Raw genomic sequence first — 26,192 nt, forward strand, 5'->3', positions numbered from 1 at the left:
AATACCTTTAAAGTGGTATTCCTGCCCCATGTAACTTATTATCTTATCGCACGATGTTCTTTAATAACACGAAGCTTTTTGAAATCGTAATCCTCAGGCCCTTGAACAGGCAATCCTGCTTCCATATTTCGTTTTATATAGGCAAGGTTATCTTCAGTGATAATCTCGCCAGGGATGAAAATAGGGATTCCTGGCGGGTACACCATAATGAATTCTGCGATCACTCTTCCTACTGAATCGTCAAAATTTATTAACTCTGTTTCCGAATAGAAAGCATCTCTGGGTGTCAGAGCTAGAAGAGGGATATTTGGCAACATCACTCTTGCCTCTACTTTAGAGGCTTTATCCTTTCTTTCTTCCGCAAGTGCTTTTAAGGAATCAATTAGAATATTGGCTTCTTTTTCTGAATCACCAGGTGTAATAATGCACAGGATATTATACAAATCAGACATCTCTACTTCGATTCGATAGTTTTGACGAAGCCATTCTTCTGCATCATGACCGGTCAATCCTAAGTCTTTTACAGAAATAATCAATTTAGTTGGATCATAATCAAAAGCAGAATCTGATTCTAGAATTTCTTCTCCGACACAGTATAAGTGTTCAATGTCATTAATCTGTCTGCGAATATATTGCGCAAGATTAATCGTTTTATCAATCAGCTCTTTTCCCTCTGTCGCAAGACGCTTTCTCGCAACATCGAGGGAAGCCAGCAAGAGATAGGAAGTGCTAGTTGTTGTCAACATACTTAAAATAGATTGAACGCGCTTGTAACTAATTAGGTCGCCTCTCATATTTAAAATGGAACTCTGAGTCATTGAACCGCCAAGTTTGTGTACACTTGTTGCCGCTATATCTGCACCTGCTTGCATCGCAGACATAGGCAAATCCTCGTGGAAATGAATATGAACACCATGCGCTTCATCAACCAAAACAGGAATATCATATGAATGAGCTAGATCAACAATCGTTTTTAAATCAGCTGAAATGCCAAAATAAGTTGGGTTAATGACTAATAGCCCTTTCGCATCTGGATGAAGGTCTAAAGCATGCTGAACAGACTCAATCGTGATGCCGTGAGAAATACCAAGATTTTTATCTACTTCTGGGTGGATAAAAATTGGAATCGCTCCAGCAAATATAATGGCAGACATAACCGATTTATGAACATTTCTTGGAACAATGATTTTATCTCCTGGGCCACAAACACTCATGATCATTGTCATGATAGCACCACTTGTGCCTTGAACGGAAAAGAAAGTATGATCTGCTCCAAACGCTTCAGCAGCAAGTTGCTGGGCGTGTTTAATCATCCCTTTTGGATAATGAAGATCATCAAGTGGACCAATATTAATAAGGTCTATCGAAAGGGCGTTTTCTCCGATAAAGTTTCTAAATTCAGGATCCATTCCATTCCCTTTTTTATGCCCGGGTATATGAAATTGAATCGGATCCTTTTTAACATGTTCCAATAATCCGTGGTATAACGGTGTTTCGTGTTGTGACAATTTATTACCACACCTCTTTATTTAGTATTTTTATGCATACTTTAGCGAACTTTATTGAAATTTCTTATGTAGAAATAGAAATTTTATCGTACCATTTGTCGCTGTATTGTCTTTAAATTAACTACTGTTTACTAGTTATTACCCTAATTACAAAATATAAAAATCATAAAACAAAAGAATTATAGCATTTTTTATTTTCTTTGCATACAATTAGTTTCTACTATAAAGAAAAGAATTATTTTTTTATGTTCTTTTTTTGCGTTTCTTAACTTTTAGTTAGGGAATAAAGTAGATGTTTTCAGTATGAGTAAAATGTTTGTGGGAGAATAAATATCCTTTTTGTCTAGTTGGGGGACGAGTCCCCCAACTAGACAAAAAGGCCACCAAGCGAAAGCGCGGTAGCTGGAAAAAATTAAGCATTAAAAAAGAGAGCATCCTTTTGTAAAGTAGAATTTGGCGAAAAATACGAAAAGGAGAGGCTCTCATGAATCAATGTAACATAAAAATGCCATCATTAAAAGAATTGGAAAAAACTTTATTTCGAACACTACAAATGACGTTTCAAGAAATCCTTATTCAAACATTAGAAAATTGGGATCTAGAGATTGCTCAGCAACGAGACAAAAGAAGATTTGCTTTACGTGATAAACGAGAAATACGATTAGATACAGCGTTTGGAGCTGTGGAGCTGAAGCGTAATTATTATTTTGATCGTGTGACTAAAAAATATATTTGTCTATTAGATCACTATTTACAGTTTCAGGGGAATAAGGGATTTAGTCCGCTACTAGAAGAATGGGGGCTAGAACTAGCGACGAATGGCTCCTCCTATCGAAAGGCGGTGGAAACGTTCGAACAATTTTTAGGCTATTCGGCGATGAGCCACGAAGCATTACGGCAACATCTTCTTCAAACAAGCGTACTTCCCGCTAAGGAAAAACGCCCTTTTCAAAAGGTATTGTTTGTCGAAGTAGATGGATTATATGTGAAGAGTCAAGAAAAGAAAAAGCGTGGATGGGAGTTGAAATTCGCCGCTGTACACGAGGGATGGAAAGAAAACGGAAAGCGAATCAGGCTCCGAAATAAAAGGCATTTTCTTTATGAAGGAAAAGAACCCTTTTGGGAAGCCTTTGAAACGTTCTTACAGAATCATTATGCGTATGATCCTACCCAAACCTTGCTTATTATTAATGGTGATGGAGCAGGCTGGATAACGGCATGTCGGGAGTATTTTCGGGAACGCGCCGTTTTCATGTCGCTCGTTCGATGAAGCAACTAATGAAGAGCTATCCTCGATACCGCTACGTGAAAAGAGCGTTAAGAAACTACCAGGTAGAAACATTACTTCTAGAGTTGAATAGCGCAGTAGGAACAATGGATACACCAGAAAAAGAAGAAAAACTAGAGCATTTCCTTGCCTTTTTAACGCATCATCAGGAAACCATAAAAGATTACCGTAGTTGGTTACAGGAAAAAGGTGTGGACACGACAGCGTATCGTCCAATGGGAAGTGCAGAGGCGATGATGAATCAATTAGCCAAACGATTAAAGAATGGAAGAGCCTGGAGCAAAAAAGGGGTCATGAGCATGGCGCGCTTGTGGATTGGATTGAAGGATGACCTATCCATCCAAACGATATATGGGAAATGGGAAAAAGCCACGGAAAAATCAAAGAAAGAGCATCGAGCGAAAAGAAAAATACCCACAAAATTAGTAACAGAAACCGTGCGTCAGAACATGCCATACTTAAATCAAGCGATTGGAAAACCCGTTCACTTTGCCTTACAGGGATTAAAAGGTTTTTAAAAAATGAGAGAATCAACAGTTGGAAGAACAAAACCAATTGGAAAGCGGATACAAACTTAGAGGTTTTACTTTATAAAAAAGGGAGCTAAAAAAACTCCCACAAAAACTTGACTCAATCATGTTTTCAGACGAGTTTTACATTCTTAACAACTTAAATTACAATAGTTTCATCTGGAAAATTTCAAAACTATAGGATGTGGAATAATGGATTATCAATATCCGATCGATATCGATTGGTCAACAGATGAAATAATTACCGTCGTTAAATTTTTTGAAAGCATTGAGAAAGCCTACGAAAAAGGGATAGATAAGGCTGAATTAATGGAACAATACCGTGCCTTTAAAAAAATTGTGCCAGGGAAAGCACAAGAGAAGAAGGTATGTGATGAATTTGAAGAGGTAAGTGGTTATTCTACTTATCGAACAATAAAAAAAGCAAAAGAAGCTTCAGATGCTAGTAGAATAAAGATGGTATAAGGAAAAAGCTATCTGCAGAAGTAGTTCTCCGTTTAATGGAGATTATAAAGTGGTATGTTTTTTGTAGATAATACTAGTATTTGTATAAAGAGATTTGCATTCTCACTTGAATGTTTAACAACGTGGCGTGAAAAAGACAGTTAGTTTCACCATTTAGCAATGACATGAGAGAAAAAACCTGCGACAAAAAAATCTTTTATTAATTATGACAAAAACCTTGGGGATTTTCCCAAGGTTTTTGTATTTGTACCATTAAATCTGAAACTATAGTGCTTGTCAGATTTAATACTCTAACGATAATTTATAAATTGGAAGTAATGTATCATAAGTTTTTTCAACTAATGAGAGGAATGCCTCTCCATTCGATAGAATAGGATCATCAGCAGGGATTTGCTGACCTACCAAAAATTCAGCTTTTTTCACATCACGGAATCTCGTTAAAGCTGCCTCTAAATCAGCTTCTCCAATTTTAACGGCTTCTTTTTTCATATGATCCATGGAAAGAAAATAATCCTTTGGCAGGGTAGAATGCAAGAGCTCGTAATTGGCTAAAAAGCCTTCTGCAATTTCTTTCTTTTTTGGAAGTTCATATATATAAGCTAACCAAATAAAAACATGGTCATCAAATAACCCAACTTGGAAATGTGGATGCTGTTTATATCCTCGTTTATTGCTTGCGATAGCAAGCCACGTGTCTTTTGGTGGATTAACAGTACGTCTTGCGTGTTTAGCGATATGTAGAAACATTTCCATTCCAAGTTTCCCTGAAAGCTGCTCTGAAAGCTCAGAACCAATTTCGTGGAATTTTGGCTGAATTCTTTCCTGGATTGCTTCCATTCGTGAATCTAGTCCTTCAATCGTAAATGTATCAAAATCTTTTTGTGTAAAACCAGTAAACGACATTATTTCTTATCTCCTTTTTTGTTTATCTCGATTGTTTGCGGGTAAATAGTGTATATAAAATCAAGTAAGCTATTTAGTCACTTACCTGAATTTTTCTTCTTTAGATGTGCTTTTCGAAAATATTGTAGCATACATAAATAATATTATGAAGAAATAAGGGTTTAACTAGGTTATCGCACAAAAAAGGAGCAAGCTAATTGGTTTCCACATAATATATAAGAAATCAACAGAAATGCAAGTCGATGAAAGGGGTGTACTGTCAGTGAAACAATTAATGAATTTAGCGAAGAAACTGGAAGTGGAAAAGGAAAAAAAGGCTGTTCTTCGTCTAGAAATGGATTATGAGTTGGCTACCTTATTCGATGCAATCAATGAAAAGAATGAAAAACAAAAAAAATTAAGTAAACAAAAGCTAGAAAGAATTAGGCAGGAACTTCTAAGACTTAATGCATTATAATTAAATAAGTAATTGGTTAATCATGTAGCTGGCTCTATAGGAATTAGAATTACTTCCTATAGAGCCAGCTACATGATTTTGCGTTCAGCTAGTTCGGGCTTTATGATACTATAGTGTAAGAAATGATTTTTACTTTCATTATTCTTGAAGGATGATAAGCAATTCTATAAGCTATAATAAAAGAAGTGTTGGAAAAAAGAATGTAAAGAAGGGTGAGAAAATGGCAAATTGGCTTGAAATCGATAAGTATGCAAAAGAATGGATAAAAGAGGCAGGCGAAAGAATCATCAAGTCTTTTTCGTCCGAGCTCATTATTCAAACAAAATCCAATAAAAATGATTTAGTCACACAAATAGATAAAGGTACAGAAGAATTTCTGATAAATAAAATCAGTGAAGTATTTCCCTCTCATCGTATTTTAGGGGAAGAGGGAATTAGCAAATCCTTAGAAGATTTAAAAGGGATTGTTTGGATTATTGATCCTATTGACGGAACGATGAATTTTGTACACATGCAGCGGGACTTTGCTATCTCGATCGGAATTTATGAGAATGGTATAGGAAAAATTGGCTTAATATATGATGTAGTCGCAGATGAGTTGTACCATGTTCAAAAGGGGAATGGTGTTTTTATGAATGATATTGAACTATTACCTTTAAAGAACACCGCAGTTGAAGAAGCTATTGTTGGGTTGAATGCCACATGGGTTACAAAAAACAAACGAATTGATCCAACTATTCTAGAACCACTTGTAAAAGAGTCTAGGGGGACAAGATCATTTGGATCTGCTTGTTTAGAGTTAGCATATATTGCTGCTGGACGAATGGATGCTTATCTAACCTTAAGATTATCACCATGGGACTATGCTGCAGGTAAGATAATGGTCGAAGAACTTGGCGGGAAGGTAACAACCTTAAGAAATGAACCGCTCGATTTACTAACACAACAATCCTTTTTTGCATCAAAACCTGGATTGCATGATGAAATTCTTCAAAAGTATTTAAAGGATGGAAATTGGTAAAGTAGGTTAAGATTTAAGAAGGCTGTTTATCGATCACACGTTGTAATTTCTTTTTCTTGTGCGATCGAAGGAACCAAATGCCGCAAAAGAGAAAAAAACAAATAAGTGTACCAGCTAATGTTTTTTCGAGAATACATATTCCGATACTAATGAAACTAGAAATTCCATAAACGTTATAGTAAAAAAGTGGATATTTTTCAAAATTCATGTTTATCTTCCTTTATTATGTTGTATATTAATCGGAAATAATAGCGTATGATATATTTAAACCCCACAGCAATCGATGTGGGTTTTTTAACTTTGTTCATTCATTTCTATCATACTATGGATGGGAATGGAAAGAACAGACATAATGTAAAGAAATTGTTATTTATAAGAATAAATTTTATGCTTAAATAGATTATTTTGTTAAAATAACGTTTACATTTGTTATTTTTTTAAAAGGATTTAGGTTTCTGTGAATTTATGTGATATAATGACTCAGTTATAATATTATTAAAAAATAAGTTGAATCCAGATAGACATATTTAGGTAGGAGTGAAATTTTTGAAAATTAGAGAAGATATTCGTAACATTGCTATTATTGCTCACGTTGACCACGGTAAAACGACTTTGGTTGACCAGCTGTTAAAACAATCCGGCACATTCCGTACGAACGAACATGTAGAAGAACGTGCAATGGATTCTAATGATTTAGAAAGAGAACGTGGAATAACAATATTAGCGAAAAATACTGCTATTCAATATAAAGATAAACGTATTAACATTCTAGATACACCAGGACATGCTGACTTCGGTGGTGAAGTAGAACGTATCATGAAAATGGTAGATGGTGTTTTACTAGTGGTAGATGCGTATGAAGGGTGTATGCCACAAACACGTTTCGTATTGAAAAAAGCTTTAGAGCAAAATTTAACACCAATTGTTGTTGTTAACAAGATTGACCGTGACTTTGCTCGTCCTGCTGAAGTAATTGATGAAGTTTTAGACTTATTTATTGAGTTGGACGCATCAGAAGAGCAACTAGAATTCCCAGTTATTTATGCATCAGCTATTAATGGAACTGCTAGCTTAGACCCTGAAAAACAAGATGAAAACATGCAATCATTATATGATTCAATCGTTGATCATATTCCTGCACCTGTTGATAATCGTGAAGAACCTTTACAATTCCAAGTAGCTCTTCTAGATTACAATGACTATGTTGGAAGAATTGGGATCGGGCGTGTATTCCGCGGTACGATGAAAGTTGGTCAACAAGTAGCTTTAATGAAACTAGATGGAACTGTTAAACAATTCCGTGTTTCAAAAATCTTTGGTTTCTTCGGATTAAAACGTCAAGAAATAGAAGAAGCATATGCTGGTGATTTAATCGCAGTATCAGGAATGGAAGATATTAACGTTGGTGAAACGGTATGTCCGTTTGATCATCAAGAGGCACTTCCAGTTTTACGTATTGATGAGCCAACTCTTCAAATGACATTCTTAGTTAATAACTCTCCTTTCGCAGGTAAAGAGGGTAAATATTTAACTTCAAGAAAAATTGAAGAAAGATTACGCGCGCAATTAGAAACAGATGTAAGCTTACGTGTAGAAAATACAGATTCTCCAGATGCTTGGACTGTTTCTGGACGTGGAGAGCTTCACTTATCTATCTTAATTGAAAATATGCGTCGTGAAGGCTATGAACTTCAAGTTTCAAAACCAGAAGTTATCGTAAAAACAATCGACGGTGTTCGTTGTGAGCCAATTGAACGTGTACAAATCGATGTTCCAGAAGAACATACAGGTTCTGTAATGGAATCAATCGGTGCCCGTAAAGGCGAAATGTTAGATATGATCAACAATGGTAACGGACAAGTTCGTTTAATCTTTAACGTACCAGCTCGTGGATTAATTGGTTATACAACTGAGTTCTTAACGTTAACTCGTGGATATGGTATCATCAACCATACATTCGACAGCTACCAACCAATGGCTTCAGGTCAAGTCGGTGGACGTCGTCAAGGTGTATTAGTAAGTATGGAATCTGGAAAATCTTCTACTTATGGAATAATGCAAGTAGAAGACCGTGGAATTATCTTTGTAGAATCTGGAACTGAAATTTACGAAGGTATGATTGTTGGTGAACATACTCGTGAAAATGACATTACTGTTAATATCACAAAAGTAAAACAAGCAACAAACATCCGTTCAGCAAACAAAGACCAAACAGCAACAATGAAAAAACCTAGAATTATGACGTTGGAAGAATCTTTAGAATACTTGAATGATGATGAGTATTGTGAAGTAACTCCTGAATCTATTCGTTTACGCAAAAAAATCTTAAATAAATCAGAACGTGAAAGAGCAGAAAAGAAGAAAAAAACTGCTGAATAATAGAAGGCAAAGGAGTCATCTTTTGATGGCTTCTTTTTGTGTTTTGAATAGTGGGATGTTGGGGGATATGACTGAGAATTTTTATCATTGACCGTAAACAGGAAAACCAAGTGAAAAGGGAACAGAGAAGCGTCCTTAGTGACCGCAAGCAAGTTGGAAAAAGGCATTCATATTGGAAACTGGAGATGAAAGCCACATTTGGCATTGTGAGAGTAAAAAGTGGCGTTCATACAGGAGATGAACCCCACATTTGGCATTGTGAGAGTAAAAAGTGGCGTTCATACAGGAGATGAAAGCCACATTTGGCATTGTGAGAGTAAAAAGTGGCGTTCATACAGGAGATGAACCCCACATTTGGCATTGTGAGAGTAAAAAGTGGCGTTCATACAGGAGATGAACCCCACATTTAGCATTGTGAGAGTAAAAAGTGGTGTTCATACAGGAGATGAACCCCACATTTGGCATTGGGAGAGTAAAAAGTGGTGTTCATACAGGAGATGGACCCCACATTTGGCATTGTGAGAGTAAAAAGTGGCGTTCATACAGGAGATGAACCCCACATTTAGCATTGTGAAAGTAAAAAGTGGCGTTCATACAGGGGATGAACCCCACATTTAGCATTGTGAGAGTAAAAAGTGGTGTTCATGCAGGGGATGACTCCACATTTAGCATTGTAAGAGTAAAAAGTGGTGTTCATGCAGGAGATGACTCCACATTTAGCATTGTGAAAGTAAAAAGTGGTGTTCATACAGGAGATGAACCCCACATTTAGCATTGTAAGAGTAAAAAGTGGTGTTCATGCAGGAGATGACTCCACATTTAGCATTGTGAGTAGGAAAATGTTAATGGAGAGGGTTATGTTCGAGGCAAATCGAAAACAGATATGCGATTAACAGCCATGGTCATTAAAAGCGAAGAACTAGCGCCTGAATTAATGATGCCGTTAATTGCCAAGCCTACATAAAAGAGGATGGGACATAACTAAATAGATACTCTGTAAAGACGAACAATTTCTAATATAGCTAGTAAATAGCGGCTGCTTTCGCATACTTTTTACAAGAGGAAATATAATTAGTTGGAAAAACAGAGCAGCCGGAATACACGAAGACTCCTATGGGATTAGCGAGACAGTCTGAGACCCTGCAGGCCACAGGCCGAAGCGGCTCAGCGCGAGCCCCATGGAAAGCGAAGTGTATTCCGGCTGCGGGGAATCGCACCAAACTTCATGGAAACATCCTTTGAAAAACAAATAAAAGCCCGAACAATTATACGGAACATTCATTAGCATCTTCGTATAATTGTTCGGAATTATCCTTGGCTGGAATACTTATGTCCCAGCCCCTTTTTACCTATATATTTTCTTTGTTTACCAATCATCTTCCTGTGTTTTGTTTTGATAAAGGACGAAGTTGCCAGAATCGATTCTTTTCTTAGTATTCTCAGCAATTCTATCTTCACACTCTTTACACATATACGTATGAATCGGTCGATTTCGCAGACGTTTTGCCTGAAAGGAGTTTTCGTCTATATCTTCAATTTTATCACATATCACACATTTAACTTTCAATAGCTGCACCTCTAATCATATAAGTTCGATAAAATGGATTATAGGCACATTATAATATATAATCGCATAAAAAATCGAATTTTAATCTCTTATATGATTATTTGATTGTTCATCTTGATCTTTTTTCAGTTCTTTTTCTTCTTCATTATTTAAATTTTCGTTTGGATTTTTGAGATCTCTATCAGGCTCATTCTTAATCATATCTGCTGGTATCTCAGGAATGAGTCTTCCGCTAATATCAGCTAATTCATTGAATATTCCTTGAATCGGTTTCCCATTTTGAATATCTTCGCCAATCTCTTTAAGTCTTGCATTGAGATCTGGATCTGCAATAATAATTGCATTTGCTCCGTCTGGGTCATTTTTTAAGCTTTCAGCAACTGCGTATTTAATCGAGCCTACTTCAGAACGATCTAAGTCTGCATTGATGTCCACTCCTACAAGCGCATATCTACCGATTACTACTGCTGTGGCATCATTGACATTCTCAATGCTTGTGGCAAGAGTAACGAGTCTTTTCGCGATATCCTGGCCAGTCTTACGGTCCACCTCTTGTATAGTAGAATTTTTAACATTCGTTACATGAGGGGGATTTTCTCTATTCTCAGATTGTTGGCTATTTTCCACGTTATTATTTGTACATCCAGAAAGAAGAAAAAGGAATAAAATTAATAAATATCCTTTTTTCACAAATATTACCTCCTTTGATATTGAAGAATAACTTCTAAAAGTGTGCATTTTCACCTAATTTGTAGGTGGAAATGAGCATTTTTATGTTTTTTTACGGTTCCTCTTTCTTTATTGTGCAAAATATCTTCTATCTTTATGCGATAAAACATATATTTTACCAAGGTTCTTTCCGTTACACGGATAGTGCAGCAATATATGACGTTTTAGAGCAGGGGGCATCGGTTTGAGTAAAATTTACGTATTGGATACAAATGTCTTGTTACAGGATCCTTATTCTATTTTTTCTTTTAGTGACAATGATGTAGTAATTCCAGCAGTAGCTTTAGAAGAGGTAGACAGCAAAAAACGGTACATGGATGAAATCGGAAGGAACGCAAGACAAATATCTAGATTGATCGATAACTTAAGAGAAACAGGAAAGTTGCACGATAAAATTCCTTTGGAGAATGGTGGAACTTTACGAATTGAACTGAATCACCGTTCTTTTCATGAGCTTCAAGAAATATTTGTGGAAAAGACAAATGATAATCGTATATTAGCAGTAGCAAAAAACTTATCAATAGAAGAAAGCAAAAAAGAAAATGGACGAACCGTTATCTTAGTAAGTAAAGATACGCTCGTACGTGTAAAAGCAGATGCGATAGGTCTGGTGAGTGAGGATTTCTTAAGTGATCGAGTAGTTGAAAATGATCATTTGTATACTGGTTTTATGGATGTACAAGTAACCATTGATGTTTTAAATCGCTTTTATGAGAATGGACAGCTCCCTATTGGAGAAATTGGCAATGGGATTTATTACCCAAATCAGTTTCTGATCTTAAAGGATGTGTTAGGTTCTTCTTCGTCTGCATTAGCAATAGTGGATCCATCAAGGAAATATGTAAAAAAATTAGTATTCGATCATGAGCATATTTGGGGAATTCGCCCAAGAAATGTTCAGCAAACAATGGCGATTGAAATGTTATTAAAGAAAGACATGCCTTTAGTTACGCTAATTGGAAAAGCCGGAACGGGGAAAACATTATTGGCGTTAGCATCTGGATTGATGCAAACAGAGGATTTTGGAGATTATAAAAAATTATTAGTAGCAAGGCCAATCGTCCCAATGGGAAAGGATTTAGGTTTTCTTCCGGGAGAAAAGGAAGAAAAATTAAGGCCATGGATGCAGCCAATCTTTGATAATCTCGAGTATTTGTTTAATACAAAAAAGCCTGGAGAATTAGAAGCAATTCTTGCTGGTATGGGATCAATTGAAGTGGAGGCATTAACTTATATTAGAGGTCGCAGTATTCCTGATCAATTTATTATTATTGACGAAGCACAAAATTTAACGAAACATGAAGTGAAAACGATCTTAACGAGGGTAGGAGAAGGTAGTAAGATTGTTCTTATGGGAGACCCAGAACAAATTGATCATCCATATTTAGATGCCTTTAATAATGGGTTAAGCTATGTAGTAGAGCGATTCAAAGATCAGCCAATTGCGGGTCACGTAAAATTAGTAAAAGGAGAACGATCTTCTTTAGCACAGTTAGCAGCAGATCTTCTCTAGTCTTAGTCTAATTAATTAATATACGCCATCCTAGCAATGCTGGGATGGCGTATGTTTCGAATTATGTAATTTTAAATGCTTGCACATTTTTTATCGGAGTTTGTTCTTTGTCTTTTCTATTGTCATAAATATGTACTGGACCATCTTCTGTAAGTGGTTTTCCTTTTATGCAAAATAATAAGAAGATCGAGTCGATTTCTTCTAAAGGAATGGCGTATTCTTCATTAGCCATTGTGACTAAAAGAGTTGTTGCATCTTTCTTCGGTTCCGCATTTTTTATAAATGGTGCTAAGGACATATAGAAGGTTCCAGTGAGCATTTCTACTTTTTGATAGGTTTTTGTAGACTGCTCTGGAACTTTTGCACCTTCTGTAATTTCTTGATCCCAGTGCTTGGAGGCTTCTTTTGTATACGCTTCTAATTCATCTTTCACTTCAACTGGTGCAAATACGGTATCAGCAGTTTGTTTGCGATCATCAAATATCCATACAGTCGGATCGATAGTAATCGGAAAATTCACCAGTCCGGTAACTTGAATAATACTATTCATTTAAAGATTCCTCCTTATGTACTTTGTTTTGTTTGTAGAAAAAATCTGCAAATTAATAACATCAAAATTATTTTAAGTAACTAATTTTACTAGCAGACGAAAACGATGTTATTTTAAGTATAGTCTTTTCTTTTCTTTCTGTCATTTTGAATGCTAGAACAAAAACTATTTGGATTTTTCATGGGGATTGTTCTTGCAATTTTTCTAGGTTGAGTTTAAACTTTATAGATAGGATAAGCGCTCGGAAACGGGGGGATAGGATTGACTTCTGAAATGATTATTAATCATAAAGAAAAAGCAAATGAGTTATTGAAAGCAGATGCTGAAAAAATATTAAAACTAATTAAAGTTCAGATGGATAATTTAACAATGCCACAATGTCCTCTATATGAAGAGGTATTGGATACGCAAATGTATGGATTGTCTAAAGAGATAGATTTTGCTATTCGATTAGGATTAGTAGAAGAACAAGTTGGTAAGAAAATTTTAGATGAGTTGGAAAAGGAATTATCGATTTTGCATGAAGCATCTATAAGAAAATAAAAAGTAAACTCAAACAAAAGCAGTCATTGTTTGAGTTTTTTTAGTGGTTAGGTGTATTATTTTAAAATAAGGGAAGTACATACGAATACGCCTAATTATTATAATTGTCTGTTTCCATAGTTGTTTTTTGATCGGAGCAAGGCGGTACTACAATGCCTTGGGAAACGATAAGTATTGTTTCTTCCCCACCGGATAAATAACGAACTTGATATTTAGCGGAAATTTAGTAGAAAATTGCCCAATATTTTAAGAGAATGAACGGAAGTTATCCTTTTCAGCAGGAAATAGATAAGAGACAACGAATACTCTAAATGAGGAGATTGAATAAGGGATGCGGTTGAATGGTAAAGAAGATATTAAAATCGTATGATTATACACTGATTATAGCAATGGTACTATTAATTTTATTTGGGTTAATTATGATTTATAGTGCTAGTATGGTTTCGGCAGTTCAATATTATGGAGAAGATAGTAGCGATTTTTTTTATAAGAGGCAATTTAAATATATATTAGTTGCGGGAATCGCCTTTATTGTTGTAGCAATTTTTCCGTATAAAGCTTTATTAAGTAATAAAATATTAGTCCCAATGGTATTTGGCTCTATTATGTTTTTAAGTGGAATCTTTTTGTTTGGTAGTGTTTATGGAAATGCGCAAAGCTGGTATAAGATTGGGACAGCAAGTCTTCAGCCAGCGGAGTTCGTTAAATTAGCTGTTATTATTTATTTATCGGCTATTTATTCTAAAAAGCAGTCGTATATCAATGAATTTAATAGGGGAGTTGTCCCTCCACTAGCCTATTTGGTTATTGTTTGTGCGTTAGTTACTATTCAGCCGGATTTTGGAACAGCTGCCATCATTTTTATGATTGGTGCAACCGTTATTCTTTGTTCAGGAATGAACTGGAAAAATTTATCGAAGTTAATGCTGATTGGTCTATCATTTCTGTTATTATTAGTTTTCATCATGCAGTTAGCTGGTAAAAGCATCTTTACAGAAAAGCAAATGGCGAGAATTTTTGTTTTTCTAGATTCTCCATTTGCAGAAGAAGTCGTGCAAGAATCTGGTTATCATATGAGTAACTCGCTTATTGCTATTGGCTCTGGTGGTCTTAAAGGGGTAGGCTTGGGACAAGGTGTACAAAAATTAGGTTATTTAACAGATGGTCACACCGATTTTATAATGGCAGTAATTGCTGAAGAATTAGGTATTTTTGGGGTAGGCTTTGTAGTAGTGGGGCTAAGTTATATTGTTTTACGAGGGATTTATACAGGCTTAAAGTGCAAAGATCCTTTTGGGAGCTTATTAGCAATCGGCATCTCCAGTATGATCGGAATACAAGCTTTTATTAATATTGGTGGGGTTTCTGGATTAATTCCGCTGACTGGTGTCCCGTTACCTTTCATTAGTTATGGGGGATCGTCCTTATTGCAATTATCAATTGGAATGGGAATTTTAGTTAATGTTTCGATGTTTGTTAAATATGAAAGAGTTTATAAACCAAAAGAAGAAGGTGTTCCGGATGTTCCAGAGCAGAAGCAATCTACTTCGACTTTTGTACGTCCAAACCGAAATTTTTAATAAAAGAGCAGTTTGTCGACAAAAAGATTTTTGGAAACTCAAATTGAAATTTCATGCGTTGCTTGGAGTGGAAGGGGTGAGACTCCTGTGGGCTCAGCGCGAGCCCCACGGAAAGCGAACCCCTGAAGCGGAAAGCAACATCTCTATTCAAAGGAACTAATAAATATACTATAGACAAACCTCTATATCTAAAATTCAAGGATTTGTCTACAGTCTAAAAAAAGATAGCACCGAAAAAGGTGCTATCTTTTTTTAGTATGTTCTAAAGATAAGAAGGTTTAGAAAACAGGTTGATTCATTTGCTTCCTTGCGAAAAAAAGCTATAATAAGTAGAGTGTCTTTTTCTTTTTAAAACGCTTTCGAAGAAGGTGTTTATAATGTTAATGTTTACCAATAATGTGACAACTGAAGTTTTTTGGGAAAAAAGAGAGAAATATTAGTGGAAATATGTTTTAATAGCAAAAGAGTCTTTTTTAACATTGCTATATTGTTAAATGTGAATAATGACACAATGGAAATGAACGGATTTTTATATAGTAGTATATTTTTTACTGTGTATTGGAAAGGGGAGACATGATCAAATGGCTAATTCTCGCGTTTATCCTGAAGCCAAATTGACAAATAAACAATCAGAAACAACTGCCTGGAAGGATTTTCTCGCATTAATTAAAATAGGAATCGTGAATTCAAACTTAATCACTGTATTTACCGGTATCTGGCTTGCAATAGTTTTCACAGATGTTAAGTTTTTAGAGCAAATTGACACTGTATTATATACATTGATAGGTTCAGGGTTGATTATTGCCGGTTCCTGTGTGTTAAATAATTTTATAGATCGTGATATTGATCCATTAATGGAAAGAACGAAGGCAAGGCCGACCGTAACAGGGAAAGTAAAGCCTGTAAGAGTTGCTGTTTTAGGTTTTGGCTTTCTGTTAATTGGAACACTATTTTTATTATTAACTACCATTACCGCAACAGTTATTGCTTTAGTAGGTGCATTTAGCTATGTTGTGATATATACAATGTGGTCGAAGCGTCGACTTGTATCAAATACCGTTATTGGAAGTTTTTCAGGAGCCGTTCCACCACTAATTGGATGGGCTGCAATTGATCCTGGACTTCATGTAATGGCTTGGAGCTTGTTTTTAATTATGTTTGTTTGGCAGCCTCCGCATTTTTACTCGTTAGCAATTCGAAGAGTGGAAGAGTACCGTGCAGCAGGGATTCCAATGCTTCCTGTTGTTAAAGGGTTTGAAGTAACAAAAAAACATACGTATATATGGATTGTCGCATTATTTCCACTGCCATTTTTGTTATACCAAATCGGTATTCCATTTTTAATATTAGGAACTTTACTAAATATCGGTTGGGTTATTACAGGAATTCGTGCAAGCAAAAAACAAGATGAATATAAATGGGCTACAGCGATGTTTATTTATTCCATCCAATATTTAACGGTTCTATTTGTTTCAATGGTAGTATTTACATTATTCTAAAAGGAATTATCATAAGGGGAGAACATTTCGAGGAGAATAATGTTTGATTTAGAATTTATTAAAGGTTGTTACTTTTTTATAAGTGGAAAGCGAAGTGTATTCCGGCTGCGGGTTACTAGCAGCAAACTTTACGAAAACAACCTTATTTAAAGGGAATTTGGGAGTTTGTTAAACAAAGAGGTAAATACTTTATGGAGTGGGTAGTTTAATGGAATTTACATTACCGATTTTGCCAACAATTAGTACTTCATTTATCATTTTAAGTGCCATTTTTGTAGCAATTGGTTGGGGATTAATTAAGAAAAGAAAAAGAAAAGAGCATCAGACCGTCATGCTTTTTGCAGCAATTTTTGCAGTAATCTTTTTCATCATTTACGCTTCAAGAACGATTTTTATTGGTAACACTTCTTTCGGTGGACCTGATGATATTAAAATCTACTATACCATTTTTCTGATCTTTCATATCACTTTGGCAACAATAGGTGCTGTATTAGGGATTATCATGTTGTATACAGGGTATAAGAAACAGTATGCAAAGCATCGAAAGTTAGGTCCAATGACAAGTATTATCTGGTTTATTACAGCCATTACAGGAACAGCAGTTTATTTACTGCTTTATGTTTTCTACCATGGTGGCGAAACAACATCTGTTATAAAAGCAATATTAGGCTTTTAATAGGAAAAGGAAAAATGCTTCTACAAAAAATAGAAGCATTTTTTTATTGCACTTTTATTGAGGAGATGGATTGCTTTAAAAATTAACTTACTTTACATAATTGAAAAAATACTTATTCTATTAAAATTATTTAAAGTAAGTTATACTATTTAGTAAGAAAGCCACATATATTAATAGAAACAATGCTAGAGAGGGGGGAATCCTCTGAAAATTTTATTAAGAACTGTTGTAATTATTGCAGTGTTATCAGCGATTGGATTCTATTTTAGTATAACAGATGACAATAATCAGCCAGATGTACTAGTTGAAAATGGTGATAATCCTACAAAAGTGGAGGATAATCTCAAAGAAGCGAAGGAAAATACGCAAGTTCTTTCAGTTCCTAAAGAAGGTTTGGGAACTTTAATCGGTAAAAGTACAAGTGAACTAAAAAAGAAATACGGAGAACCAGCTAGAATTGATCCATCTGCATATGAATATGATTGGTGGATTTACAATAAGGATGACTCTAAGTATTTTCAAGTTGGAATCCTAGAGGATAAAGTCGTTACTGTTTACGCAATTGGCAACTCAGTGAATATTACTCCTTATAAAATTGGACAAGAAGTTGGAGAGATTTATACGATGACGCCAATTGAAACAAATATTAGTTTTAATTATGAAAACTCCTCCTATCGATTTGAGTTATCAGAGGATGAAATAAATAACCGTCCATTGATTCAAATTGGCGATTATTATGCACAGCTATACTTTGATAAATTTAACGGTACTTTATCAAGTATTCGCTATATGGATGCCCGTACATTACTTCATTTAAGACCATACGAATTAGTTTATCGAGGAGAACTATTAGAGACACAGAATAGTGTGGAAGATAGTGAAGCAATTCAAGAGGGCAATGAACGACAAATATTAGATATGACGAATGTGTTAAGAAAAAGATTTCAACTCAACACTGTGGAATGGGATCAACCTACTGCTGAGGTAGCTTTAGGTCATAGTAAGGATATGTTTGATACAGAAGACTTTTCCCATACTTCTGAGAAGTATGGAGATTTAGAGGATCGTCTAAAAGCAGGAGATGTATTTTATCAAGTTGCTGGAGAGAATATCGCAGCAGGTTATTCAGATGCACCATCTGTAATGGAAGGTTGGCTAAACAGCAAAGGTCATCGTGAATGTTTATTAAATGACAAATTTACTCATCTTGGGGTAGGGGTATTTGATAAATATTATACGCAGAATTTTATTGAAAAATGGTAATGGGATATACACATAACTGTCGACAAACTCAGTAAAGGAGTGGTTGGCAGTTTTTTTTTTGACAGAATTTATCCCACTCTTAATGGACAGTAAGATTCCCCCAAAGCTTATGAGTATAGGAGGAAGATAGGTGGGAGATCAACTGTCCGTAAAGGTCCGATTGGTTCAACTAACCATCAGTGGGGGATGAAGGAAAACCCCCACTGATGGAAGTTTCACTTTATCTATCCTTACACTTGCCTCATTTAGACCACAGAGGGAATTTTGAAAGGAAAATGCACATTTATTATCGTGCTATCATACAGTAACATAGGCAGATGTATCAAATTAGAGGTGAATTAATAATGGCTAATAAAAAACTTCATCCTTCTGTAGAAGAATTTAAAGCATTTGTAAAAGAAAATCCTAACGTATTGAAAGAAGCGAGAAGTGGGAAGGTGACTTTGCAGGAATTATATGAAGATTGGTATTTATTAGGTCCAAATGATGCGAGATGGGAAGGATTATTAGATGGTAGTACGATAAACTCCACAAAAAAGGAGGAAGAGACATCATCTAATCGAACTGTCTGGATGTCTAATATCGTTGATACATTAAAAAATATGGATCAAAATCAAATTCAGGGCTATTTAGCAAATTTAAATCAGGCTTTAGGAACAATACAAGGAGTCATTTTTCAATTTGCCCCGAATAGTGGTTCAAGCGGATCTTCTGCGTCAACAGAACAAAAACCTTCTGGCCCATTTTCATTTAGACAAGATTAAAATAGGGGGATAATATGAGACAAAGTATAAAAGAATATATTGCGCAAAATTCAGAATTGCAACAATTTATCCGGGAACAGCCACAATGGTATAGACAATTAAGCAGAAATCCGAATCAATTAGAAGCCTTTGAGATTGCCTCACTCCATTATTATAAGAAAACCATTCCAGATCATGTACAAAAGTTTTCAAATGGTGTCCAAATGGCTTCGATGATGGTTAGCATGTTTCAAGCAATGAATGCTCAATCTTAATCATACTGTAATAACTGATACTTAGAGTAAAAAAAACATGAATGGTAATACTAAAAGAAAATTCATTAATTACTAGGAGTGTTTACAGTGAAAAAAATTCGATTGATTTGTATTCCTGCTTTTCTTCTTTTTGCTGGGTGTGGAAACGATATACCTGATCCAGAAGTAAAACCAAAAAAAGAAGCGAATTATTTAATCCCAACTAATGCGGCTGTACAAGCCTCCTTATCCTATACAGGAAAAGATAATATGGATGTTCATCATATTGTAAAAGGAAACAAAGTGTTCGTTGAATGTAGAGTAAAGGATTATTCGTTCAGAGAAGACAGTAACGGAAAATTAGGAAAAGTAATAGTAGAGGTTGACGGTGCAAAAAAAGAATATTCTTCGGCGGCATTTGTAATCGAAGGACTAAAACCAGGAAAACATACGATCAATCTATCCATAGTTGATGTTGCTAACGAAACAACGAAATATAAAAAGGCATTTCCAATAATGATTAAAGAATAGAGTGGAAAAAGGAAAACGCAAACCTTTTCTTTCTTTTATCTTTCATGTAAAATAAGAGTTGGAGGTGAGCGAATACGTGCTTGCGACAACTGAAATATTCCTTATTCAAGAGGAAGCAGAAGAGATTGCAGAAATGATACTAGAGTCAGATGTTGCAGAACAATACCGTATTTGTTTGTCCAATCTACATTCAAATAAGGAAACACAGCAAAAAATTCATTCTTTTAACCAAATGAAAGAATTATATGAAGAAGTTCAGCGTTTTGGAAAATACCATCCTGAATACAAAAAAGTGATGATGGACATTAGACAGCTTAAACGCGATATGGATTTAGATGATAATGTAGCAGCATTTAAAGTAGCGGAGAATGGTTTACAAAAGCTCCTAGACGATGTTAGTGTCATTATCGGACGTTCTGTTTCTACTTTTATTAAAGTCCCAACAGGTAATCCATTTTTTGATGAACTTTCTGGTTGTTCTTCTGGTGGTTGTGGAAGTGGTGGAAGCTGTAGTTGTTCTGCATAATATACTAAAAAGCAATGATCGAATTTACGATCATTGCTTTTTTACTAGCATCGATTACTAGTTTGGCCATAAATGCTGATTCTAGCTTTTCTATTTTCTTTGCCTATGCTATGATGATAAATAATGGAATTTAAAGGGGTTAAATTATGCTAGGGCAACGGCAGGGAATTATTGTTTGGTTATTTTCACTAAAACAAGCAAAAATGTTAAGAAGATATGGGAATGTTCATTTTATTTCCAAAAAGTTAAAATATGTTGTGCTCTACACGAATCAAAGTGATGTAGAAAGCATAATGGAAAAAATTGATGCTCATTCTTTTGTTAAAAAAGTAGAGCCGTCTTATAAGCCATTTTTAAAGATGGAATTTGAAAATTCGCGACCAGATAAAGCGAAAGAATACGATTATAAAATGGGGATTTAATTAAGAGAGTAGTTTCTATTTCATGATTATCAGTGCTTGGTAAGAAATAGCCTGAGTTTATCCCACTCTTAACGGCCAGTAAGCCTCCCCCTCAAGCTTATGAAAATACGAGGAAGATAGGTGGGAGAACAACTGTCCGTAAAGGTCCGATTGGTTCAACTAACTATCAGTGGGGGAGGAAGGAACCCCCCACTGATAGAAGTTTCACTTTATCCCACTCTTAACGGCCAGTAAGCCTCCCCCTCAAGCTTATGAAAATACGAGGAAGATAGGTGGGAGAGCAACTGTCCGTAAAGGTCCGATTGGTTCAAGTAACCATGAGTGGGGAGATGAAGAACCCCCGACTCATGGAAGTTTCCTTTATGAGCCGATAAATAAAAACAGTATTTTTGATGAAATTTGTTGGAGTATCGCTTTTCCACTAAATCATTCATAGATACTGTTTTTTTATGTGAAAAAGGAAGTGCAAATCAAAAAAAGCCTGCAGGCATGTACCTGCAGGCTCCTTCCACATCCTTATTTTCATAAGGAAAGAAGGTAAAGGGAGAGGAGAAACCGGAGGAAGAACTTATGGGGAAACGTAAGTCTTCTCCGCGGTTGGCAACAACATCCTCGAATAGATGCTGTTAATTACATTATCCCCATCAAGGGGACACTTATACATAAAATGTAATATTTTTTTAACAATGCGAGAAAAACTGATTTGCTTAGTATTTGATGAAAAGAAAGGCTTCATCAAATAATAAGCGAAAATCTTTAAAATGTTGGCTCTCCATTCCGTTTATGGTAGGATAGGGAAGGTAAAAGAAGTTGTTAAAGTAAAATAGGGTTGTGGTGATTAAAATGAGAGTTGTCTCCGGAAAGAATAAGGGGATTCCATTAAAAGCAGTGCCTGGTAACTCAACTAGACCAACTACAGATAAAGTGAAAGAGGCTATTTTTAATATGATAGGTCCATATTTTCAAGGAGGAGATGGCCTTGATTTATTTGCTGGGAGTGGTGGACTAGGTATTGAAGCTTTAAGTAGAGGGCTGGATCTTGTTATTTTTGTAGACAGAGATGGAAAAGCGATACATACTATTAAAGAAAATCTTTCTATATGCAAATTAGATAGCCGAGCTGAGGTATATCGCAATGATGCGGATCGTGCTTTGAAAGCATTACAGAAAAGAGAAAAAAGATTCGATTATATTTTTTTAGATCCGCCATATAAAAAACAGCAATTAGAAAAAATGCTAACATTTATTGATGAAGCTGGTCTCTTAAAGGAAGAAGGAGTTATCGTTTGTGAACACGGTTCAGAAATTTCTTTACCTGAGGCAGTAAGCAGATTTCAACAAGTGAAACATGAAAAATACGGAATAATTGCGGTTTCTATTTATTCCTTACAAATTGGTACGGAGGACTAAGAAATGGCTAGTATAGCAGTTTGCCCAGGTAGTTTTGATCCGATAACCTATGGTCATATTGATATTATTAAACGATCAGCAAAGGTATTTGATCATGTATACATATGTGTATTGAATAATTCTGCCAAAAAACCTTTTTTCTCGGTAGAAGAAAGATTAGAGTTAATTAGAGAAGTAACAAAAGATATTCAGAACGTTTCTGTATCTTCTTATGAGGGACTTCTGATCGATTATGCAAAAAGTGTGAATGCGAATGCAATCATTAGAGGATTAAGAGCAGTATCAGATTTTGAATATGAAATGCAAATTACATCAATGAACCGTGTCTTATCAGATGATATTGAGACTTTCTTTATTATGACCAATAACCAGTATTCTTTCTTAAGTTCAAGTATAGTGAAAGAAGTGAGCAAGTATGATGGGGATATTTCTGAACTAGTTCCAAAGATTGTTCATGATGCACTAAGAGCGAAGTTTCATCAGAATCGTAAATAAAGCTTTTAAATAGTAGCGAATAAATAAAAGGACATATTGCCAAAAAAGAAGTAGTTGCATCTAATTCTTTTGGCAATGGATGTCCTTTTTTGCAGTTAGAATGTATAAATTTTCTGTAGCCAATTTGATGTTTAGTAGAAGTAGCCTATCGGTTAAGTGAATTTCCGATTATTTCTTCTGTGTAAGGAATATACCCCTAAATGGGTGTCCTCCACTTTTCTTATATTTCTCTCCTTGGAGTTAATCTTTAATGTTGATTATTGGATAAAAATTAAGGAGACCCTAATAAATTGGGTTTCCTTAATTTTTGAATCATCTAACGCCCTGTTTAAGATGGATTAGTTTAATCCTTCTTCCGTTTCAGAATTACATCTTCAACAAATTGATTAAATTTTTCCTCAGCTTCAGTTCTTAATTTGACTGTAAAAAGTAAAGGATAATCAGGATTTTTCTTGCAGAAGGAGTCAAAAATTTCAATATCATCATCAGAACAAAACTCAAAAAAAATGTCCCACGTTCCTTGTTCATTTTTATACCCAATGGCTTCAATAAAATCATCATTTTCTTCGTCATAATAGGTAATATGCCAATGGCGACCTTTTAAATGTTCCTGTATTTCTTCGGCATAGGGTTCAAATGATGTCTCTATATCAATTAATTCCATCCCTTCGGAAAGGTCATTGCTATTTATAGGGATGGGTTCAGGAAGCTCTTCATTGTCGTATAGGATTCCTGCCAAATAGTAAGCTAAATCCTTATTTGCATCTTGTATCGCTTTACGTTTTGTTTCCCCTCTTGTTAAAGGAAAGTCCCATCCAGATTCAGGAAACAGAGTGGGGAAGTAAACACAAAATATTCCTTCATCGTCCTGTTGTATGAATGCTGGATAAACTAATTTATCGGGATTTACCATAGCCACACATCCTTAATTATAACGATTATACATTGAATTTTGACAGTCTCAAACTGTTATATGTGTCTGTCATTTCAAATACAAATGATGATAATAGAAACTCTTTGATATTATGCTTAGTGTTTTCGTTACTGCGACTATCTATGAAAAGGAACCAAGCAAGATAATTGTCGAGATACTTTGTAGCTACACCTTTAAAACGGTTTATCCACTGTTTCATACGGGAGTGCAGGCCATTAACATTTTGAATGTGGTACAAGCCTTTAATTACGTGTTTACCGTCATTTGATTTAATCCGAAAATGTTCTAATCCCTTTTCTTTTGCATATGTCTTATAGGCTCTCCAAGCATCAGTAACGAGTACATTATCAGACGACAGCTTAGAACCAATCATATTATCAACTTTAGTTTTCACAATTCGACCCATACAAGCGACTTTGGAAACAGTTGCTTTTGTTCGGTCTCTTGCAACAAGAACGCAAACTTGTTCGTGACTTATACCTCTATGTTTAGACTTTCCTCCACGCTTTCGAGGTTTACGGTCAGCAATGCCACGTTGTCCCTTTTGAGAGTATAGGAAATAGGTCTCGTCAATTTCAACGATACCTTCAAAATGGTCAAAATCCATTTGTTTTAAAGCGTTTAACAGTTTATGTCTCCAATAAAAAAGCGTAACCCAAGTAACCCCTACGATTTCAGCAGATTTTCGCAGAGAATAACCTTTGAACATACAATCAACGAAAATAATCCATTCGTCACCTTTACGAGTGCGATAAAGAACAGTATTTGTTGTATCTGTAAAGGTCTTATTACAACATTTACAGCGATAGCGTTGGCGACCATTATATTTTCCGAATCGAACAACGTGTTCTGACGCACAATGAGGGCATTCAAAACCTTCTTTGAAACGAGTTTCTCGCATTTCATTAATCAGACGACCACCGACAGAGGAAGAAGGTTCAACATAGCGTTTTACCCATTGAAACACACGCTCTTTTTCTGTATGTGATAAATTGCCGATATGCTTTAATAGATTATTGAACGCTTTACTCAACCTTACTACCTCCCCGAATGTTTGTTCTTAAATCAATTATACTAAGTTTTCGGGAAGGTTTCAAATATCAACATTTACCTTTAACACAGCCTTTTATTAAAATAAAACAATATATCATTAAGGAAATAATGGTTACAATTGGTCCCCATGCACTAATATTTTCAAATATTTGTCGAAAGAAATCTCCTTCCTTGGTTACTCCGGGAATTACTATTGTCGGAGTGTCTTTTGCCAAGAAAGTTTTGTTAAAGAAGTCCCAAGCGATAAACGTATAGATTCCAGAGAAAATTGCTTGCATAATTCTTGCTATAAAAAATGGTTTAAAGCGAATGTCTGTCTGGGCAAGAATACTTGCGACCTGTGCTTGTACGCTTAATCCGCTAAATCCAAGAATACAGCTAGTTATAACAGCTTGATGCATGAGTGTGGATGTCTCTACATCACTCGTTAATTTACTTCCTAATGTAATCTCAAAAATGCCAGCGATAAAAGGAATGGTTAGATCAGCCGAAAATGTAAAGAAATGAAAAACTGATTCTAACAGGTTTGCAAAAAAGGAAGTAATATGTAAGTGGAATAGTAAACGATTAATAACGGAAAAAAGTATGATAAAGCCACCGACCATTAATAAAGATTGAATAGAGGAGGTTACAGCATCTCCCATTAGCTTACCAAGTGGACGCTTGTCTTTTAAACGAGTATGATGCAGTTCTCGTAAGGCTCTTTTCAAAGAGGCTCTTTCTCTTGGTTCTAACTTATTTCTTTCTGTATCCTTGCCGTGGAATCTCATAAATAGCCCAACTGTAAAATTGGCTAAGTAATGAGAAAAAGCCAATAGTAATCCGAGTTTTGGGCTATGGAAAAAAGAGGCTGAAACAGCGCCGATAATAAACATTGGATTAGAAGCATTAGAGAAAGAAACTAGTCTTTCTGCTTCCGTTCTAGTTAACTGTTTTTCCTCACGCATTCTTGCTGTTAATTTTGCTCCAGTTGGAAAGCCGGATACCATCCCCATTGCCCATACGAAACCGCCTACTCCAGGGACTTTAAAGAGAGGGCGCATAATGGGTTCTAACAAAACACCGATAAAACGAACAACACCAAAGCCTATTAATATTTCAGATAGTATAAGGAAAGGAAGAAGTGAAGGGAAAACAATCGTCCACCAAGTGTTAAGTCCGTTTTTGGAAGCATCTACCGCCACCCCTGGAAAGGAAATCAGGGCAAGAGCTAAAAGTGATGCAGATAAAGCGAGTACGATTGTCTTCAATTTTGAGCGTAACAAATTATATTGCTCCCCTTTCAAATATAAATAGTAGGTTTTTATTCTCGTCTATGTAAGGAAGGCTGTTTGAAAGTTTTTATGTAAAAAA

27 protein-coding genes and 1 pseudogene are annotated in these 26,192 nt (G+C 35.4%); 19 read left to right on the top strand and 9 right to left on the bottom strand.

Translation table 11 applies throughout. The features are described 5' to 3' along the window. Window positions 1–38 precede the first annotated feature (38 nt). The gene (locus tag NKG37_RS15950; protein ID WP_101730078.1) at window positions 39–1,508 is read right to left on the bottom strand and encodes an aminotransferase class I/II-fold pyridoxal phosphate-dependent enzyme; all 1,470 of its coding nucleotides are present in this window, start codon (window positions 1,506–1,508) and stop codon (window positions 39–41) included. Window positions 1,509–2,061: 553 nt separating this feature from the next. Between NKG37_RS15950 and NKG37_RS15955 the strand changes: the two are divergent. Together NKG37_RS15955 and NKG37_RS15960 are read left to right on the top strand one after the other, a co-directional pair. Beyond that, window positions 2,062–3,314: pseudogene (locus tag NKG37_RS15955) on the top strand (ISLre2 family transposase). Between the two features lie 204 nt (window positions 3,315–3,518). Beyond that, on the top strand, window positions 3,519–3,791 hold the full coding sequence (locus NKG37_RS15960) for a UPF0223 family protein (protein WP_169188332.1): 273 nt from the start codon (window positions 3,519–3,521) through the stop codon (window positions 3,789–3,791). Between the two features lie 282 nt (window positions 3,792–4,073). Here the strand turns inward: NKG37_RS15960 and NKG37_RS15965 are convergent, their stop codons facing one another. Further along, a complete protein-coding gene (locus NKG37_RS15965) occupies window positions 4,074–4,694 on the bottom strand; it encodes a YktB family protein (protein ID WP_212118673.1) in 621 nt (206 codons plus the stop codon). A gap of 262 nt (window positions 4,695–4,956) precedes the next feature. Here NKG37_RS15965 and NKG37_RS15970 point away from each other — a divergent pair, with 262 nt between their 5' ends. Beyond that, on the top strand, window positions 4,957–5,151 hold the full coding sequence (locus tag NKG37_RS15970; protein WP_016200969.1) for a hypothetical protein: 195 nt from the start codon (window positions 4,957–4,959) through the stop codon (window positions 5,149–5,151). A gap of 220 nt (window positions 5,152–5,371) precedes the next feature. Next, entirely contained in the window at window positions 5,372–6,172 is an 801-nt protein-coding gene (locus NKG37_RS15975) for an inositol monophosphatase family protein (protein WP_040342485.1), read from the top strand. A 13-nt stretch (window positions 6,173–6,185) separates the two neighbouring features. Here the strand turns inward: NKG37_RS15975 and NKG37_RS15980 are convergent, their stop codons facing one another. Next, window positions 6,186–6,380 (bottom strand): hypothetical protein, encoded by a 195-nt coding sequence (locus NKG37_RS15980; protein WP_040342482.1) that lies wholly within the window; start codon window positions 6,378–6,380, stop codon window positions 6,186–6,188. Between the two features lie 338 nt (window positions 6,381–6,718). Between NKG37_RS15980 and typA the strand changes: the two genes are divergently transcribed. Continuing rightward, complete coding sequence (gene typA, locus NKG37_RS15985; protein ID WP_016200971.1) at window positions 6,719–8,551, top strand: translational GTPase TypA; 1,833 nt, start codon at window positions 6,719–6,721, stop codon at window positions 8,549–8,551. Window positions 8,552–9,173: 622 nt separating this feature from the next. Continuing rightward, entirely contained in the window at window positions 9,174–9,323 is a 150-nt protein-coding gene (locus NKG37_RS15990; protein WP_254414929.1) for a hypothetical protein, read from the top strand. A 594-nt stretch (window positions 9,324–9,917) separates the two neighbouring features. Here the strand turns inward: NKG37_RS15990 and NKG37_RS15995 are convergent. Next, window positions 9,918–10,118 carry a YlaI family protein gene (locus NKG37_RS15995; RefSeq protein ID WP_016200972.1) on the bottom strand — a complete coding sequence of 67 codons (201 nt, stop codon included), beginning with the start codon at window positions 10,116–10,118 and terminating at the stop codon, window positions 9,918–9,920. Between the two features lie 81 nt (window positions 10,119–10,199). Further along, window positions 10,200–10,808, bottom strand: coding sequence for a YhcN/YlaJ family sporulation lipoprotein (locus NKG37_RS16000; RefSeq protein WP_016200973.1), 609 nt, complete (start codon window positions 10,806–10,808; stop codon window positions 10,200–10,202). Window positions 10,809–11,025: 217 nt separating this feature from the next. On the opposite strand from NKG37_RS16000, the gene NKG37_RS16005 reads away from it, so the two are divergent. Next, window positions 11,026–12,360 (top strand): PhoH family protein, encoded by a 1,335-nt coding sequence (locus tag NKG37_RS16005; protein ID WP_224427507.1) that lies wholly within the window; start codon window positions 11,026–11,028, stop codon window positions 12,358–12,360. A gap of 61 nt (window positions 12,361–12,421) precedes the next feature. Here NKG37_RS16005 and NKG37_RS16010 read toward each other — a convergent pair whose 3' ends face one another. Further along, complete coding sequence (locus tag NKG37_RS16010; RefSeq protein WP_169188334.1) at window positions 12,422–12,910, bottom strand: peptidyl-prolyl cis-trans isomerase; 489 nt, start codon at window positions 12,908–12,910, stop codon at window positions 12,422–12,424. Between the two features lie 261 nt (window positions 12,911–13,171). Here NKG37_RS16010 and NKG37_RS16015 point away from each other — a divergent pair, with 261 nt between their 5' ends. From NKG37_RS16015 to coaD, 12 genes are all read left to right on the top strand, one after another. Beyond that, the gene (locus tag NKG37_RS16015) at window positions 13,172–13,453 is read left to right on the top strand and encodes an Fpa/YlaN family protein (RefSeq protein ID WP_016200976.1); all 282 of its coding nucleotides are present in this window, start codon (window positions 13,172–13,174) and stop codon (window positions 13,451–13,453) included. Window positions 13,454–13,794: 341 nt separating this feature from the next. Beyond that, window positions 13,795–15,033, top strand: a complete 1,239-nt coding sequence (locus tag NKG37_RS16020; protein WP_016200977.1) for an FtsW/RodA/SpoVE family cell cycle protein — start codon at window positions 13,795–13,797, stop codon at window positions 15,031–15,033. A 581-nt stretch (window positions 15,034–15,614) separates the two neighbouring features. Next, on the top strand, window positions 15,615–16,532 hold the full coding sequence (gene cyoE / locus NKG37_RS16025) for a heme o synthase (protein ID WP_254414930.1): 918 nt from the start codon (window positions 15,615–15,617) through the stop codon (window positions 16,530–16,532). A gap of 208 nt (window positions 16,533–16,740) precedes the next feature. Next, a complete protein-coding gene (locus tag NKG37_RS16030; protein ID WP_016200979.1) occupies window positions 16,741–17,208 on the top strand; it encodes a DUF420 domain-containing protein in 468 nt (155 codons plus the stop codon). A 204-nt stretch (window positions 17,209–17,412) separates the two neighbouring features. Continuing rightward, window positions 17,413–18,471, top strand: a complete 1,059-nt coding sequence (locus tag NKG37_RS16035; RefSeq protein WP_254416406.1) for a CAP domain-containing protein — start codon at window positions 17,413–17,415, stop codon at window positions 18,469–18,471. Window positions 18,472–18,815: 344 nt separating this feature from the next. Beyond that, window positions 18,816–19,235, top strand: coding sequence for a YlbD family protein (locus tag NKG37_RS16040; protein WP_254414931.1), 420 nt, complete (start codon window positions 18,816–18,818; stop codon window positions 19,233–19,235). Window positions 19,236–19,249: 14 nt separating this feature from the next. Continuing rightward, complete coding sequence (locus NKG37_RS16045; protein WP_016200982.1) at window positions 19,250–19,489, top strand: YlbE-like family protein; 240 nt, start codon at window positions 19,250–19,252, stop codon at window positions 19,487–19,489. 87 nt (window positions 19,490–19,576) lie between these two features. Then, window positions 19,577–19,999, top strand: coding sequence for a hypothetical protein (locus NKG37_RS16050; protein WP_254414932.1), 423 nt, complete (start codon window positions 19,577–19,579; stop codon window positions 19,997–19,999). Between the two features lie 76 nt (window positions 20,000–20,075). Next, window positions 20,076–20,525, top strand: a complete 450-nt coding sequence (locus NKG37_RS16055) for a YlbF/YmcA family competence regulator (protein WP_302183186.1) — start codon at window positions 20,076–20,078, stop codon at window positions 20,523–20,525. 146 nt (window positions 20,526–20,671) lie between these two features. After that, window positions 20,672–20,947: a YlbG family protein gene (locus NKG37_RS16060; protein WP_016200985.1), complete on the top strand. Its 276-nt coding sequence runs from the start codon at window positions 20,672–20,674 to the stop codon at window positions 20,945–20,947. A gap of 843 nt (window positions 20,948–21,790) precedes the next feature. Then, entirely contained in the window at window positions 21,791–22,357 is a 567-nt protein-coding gene (gene rsmD, locus NKG37_RS16065) for a 16S rRNA (guanine(966)-N(2))-methyltransferase RsmD (protein ID WP_254416408.1), read from the top strand. Window positions 22,358–22,360: 3 nt separating this feature from the next. Then, a complete protein-coding gene (coaD, locus tag NKG37_RS16070) occupies window positions 22,361–22,852 on the top strand; it encodes a pantetheine-phosphate adenylyltransferase (protein WP_016200987.1) in 492 nt (163 codons plus the stop codon). Window positions 22,853–23,195: 343 nt separating this feature from the next. Here coaD and NKG37_RS16075 read toward each other — a convergent pair whose 3' ends face one another. The 3 genes from NKG37_RS16075 to ylbJ all read right to left on the bottom strand — a co-directional run bounded on the left by NKG37_RS16075 (window position 23,196) and on the right by ylbJ (window position 26,104). Beyond that, a complete protein-coding gene (locus tag NKG37_RS16075; protein ID WP_224428601.1) occupies window positions 23,196–23,765 on the bottom strand; it encodes a type II toxin-antitoxin system HicB family antitoxin in 570 nt (189 codons plus the stop codon). Window positions 23,766–23,790: 25 nt separating this feature from the next. Continuing rightward, the gene (locus tag NKG37_RS16080) at window positions 23,791–24,819 is read right to left on the bottom strand and encodes an IS1595 family transposase (protein WP_224428602.1); all 1,029 of its coding nucleotides are present in this window, start codon (window positions 24,817–24,819) and stop codon (window positions 23,791–23,793) included. Between the two features lie 67 nt (window positions 24,820–24,886). After that, complete coding sequence (gene ylbJ / locus NKG37_RS16085) at window positions 24,887–26,104, bottom strand: sporulation integral membrane protein YlbJ (RefSeq protein ID WP_254414933.1); 1,218 nt, start codon at window positions 26,102–26,104, stop codon at window positions 24,887–24,889. Between the last annotated feature and the right edge of the window lie 88 nt (window positions 26,105–26,192).

This window comes from Niallia sp. RD1 (assembly GCF_024219955.1).
Classification (GTDB): Bacteria; Bacillota; Bacilli; order Bacillales; family Cytobacillaceae; genus Niallia; species Niallia alba.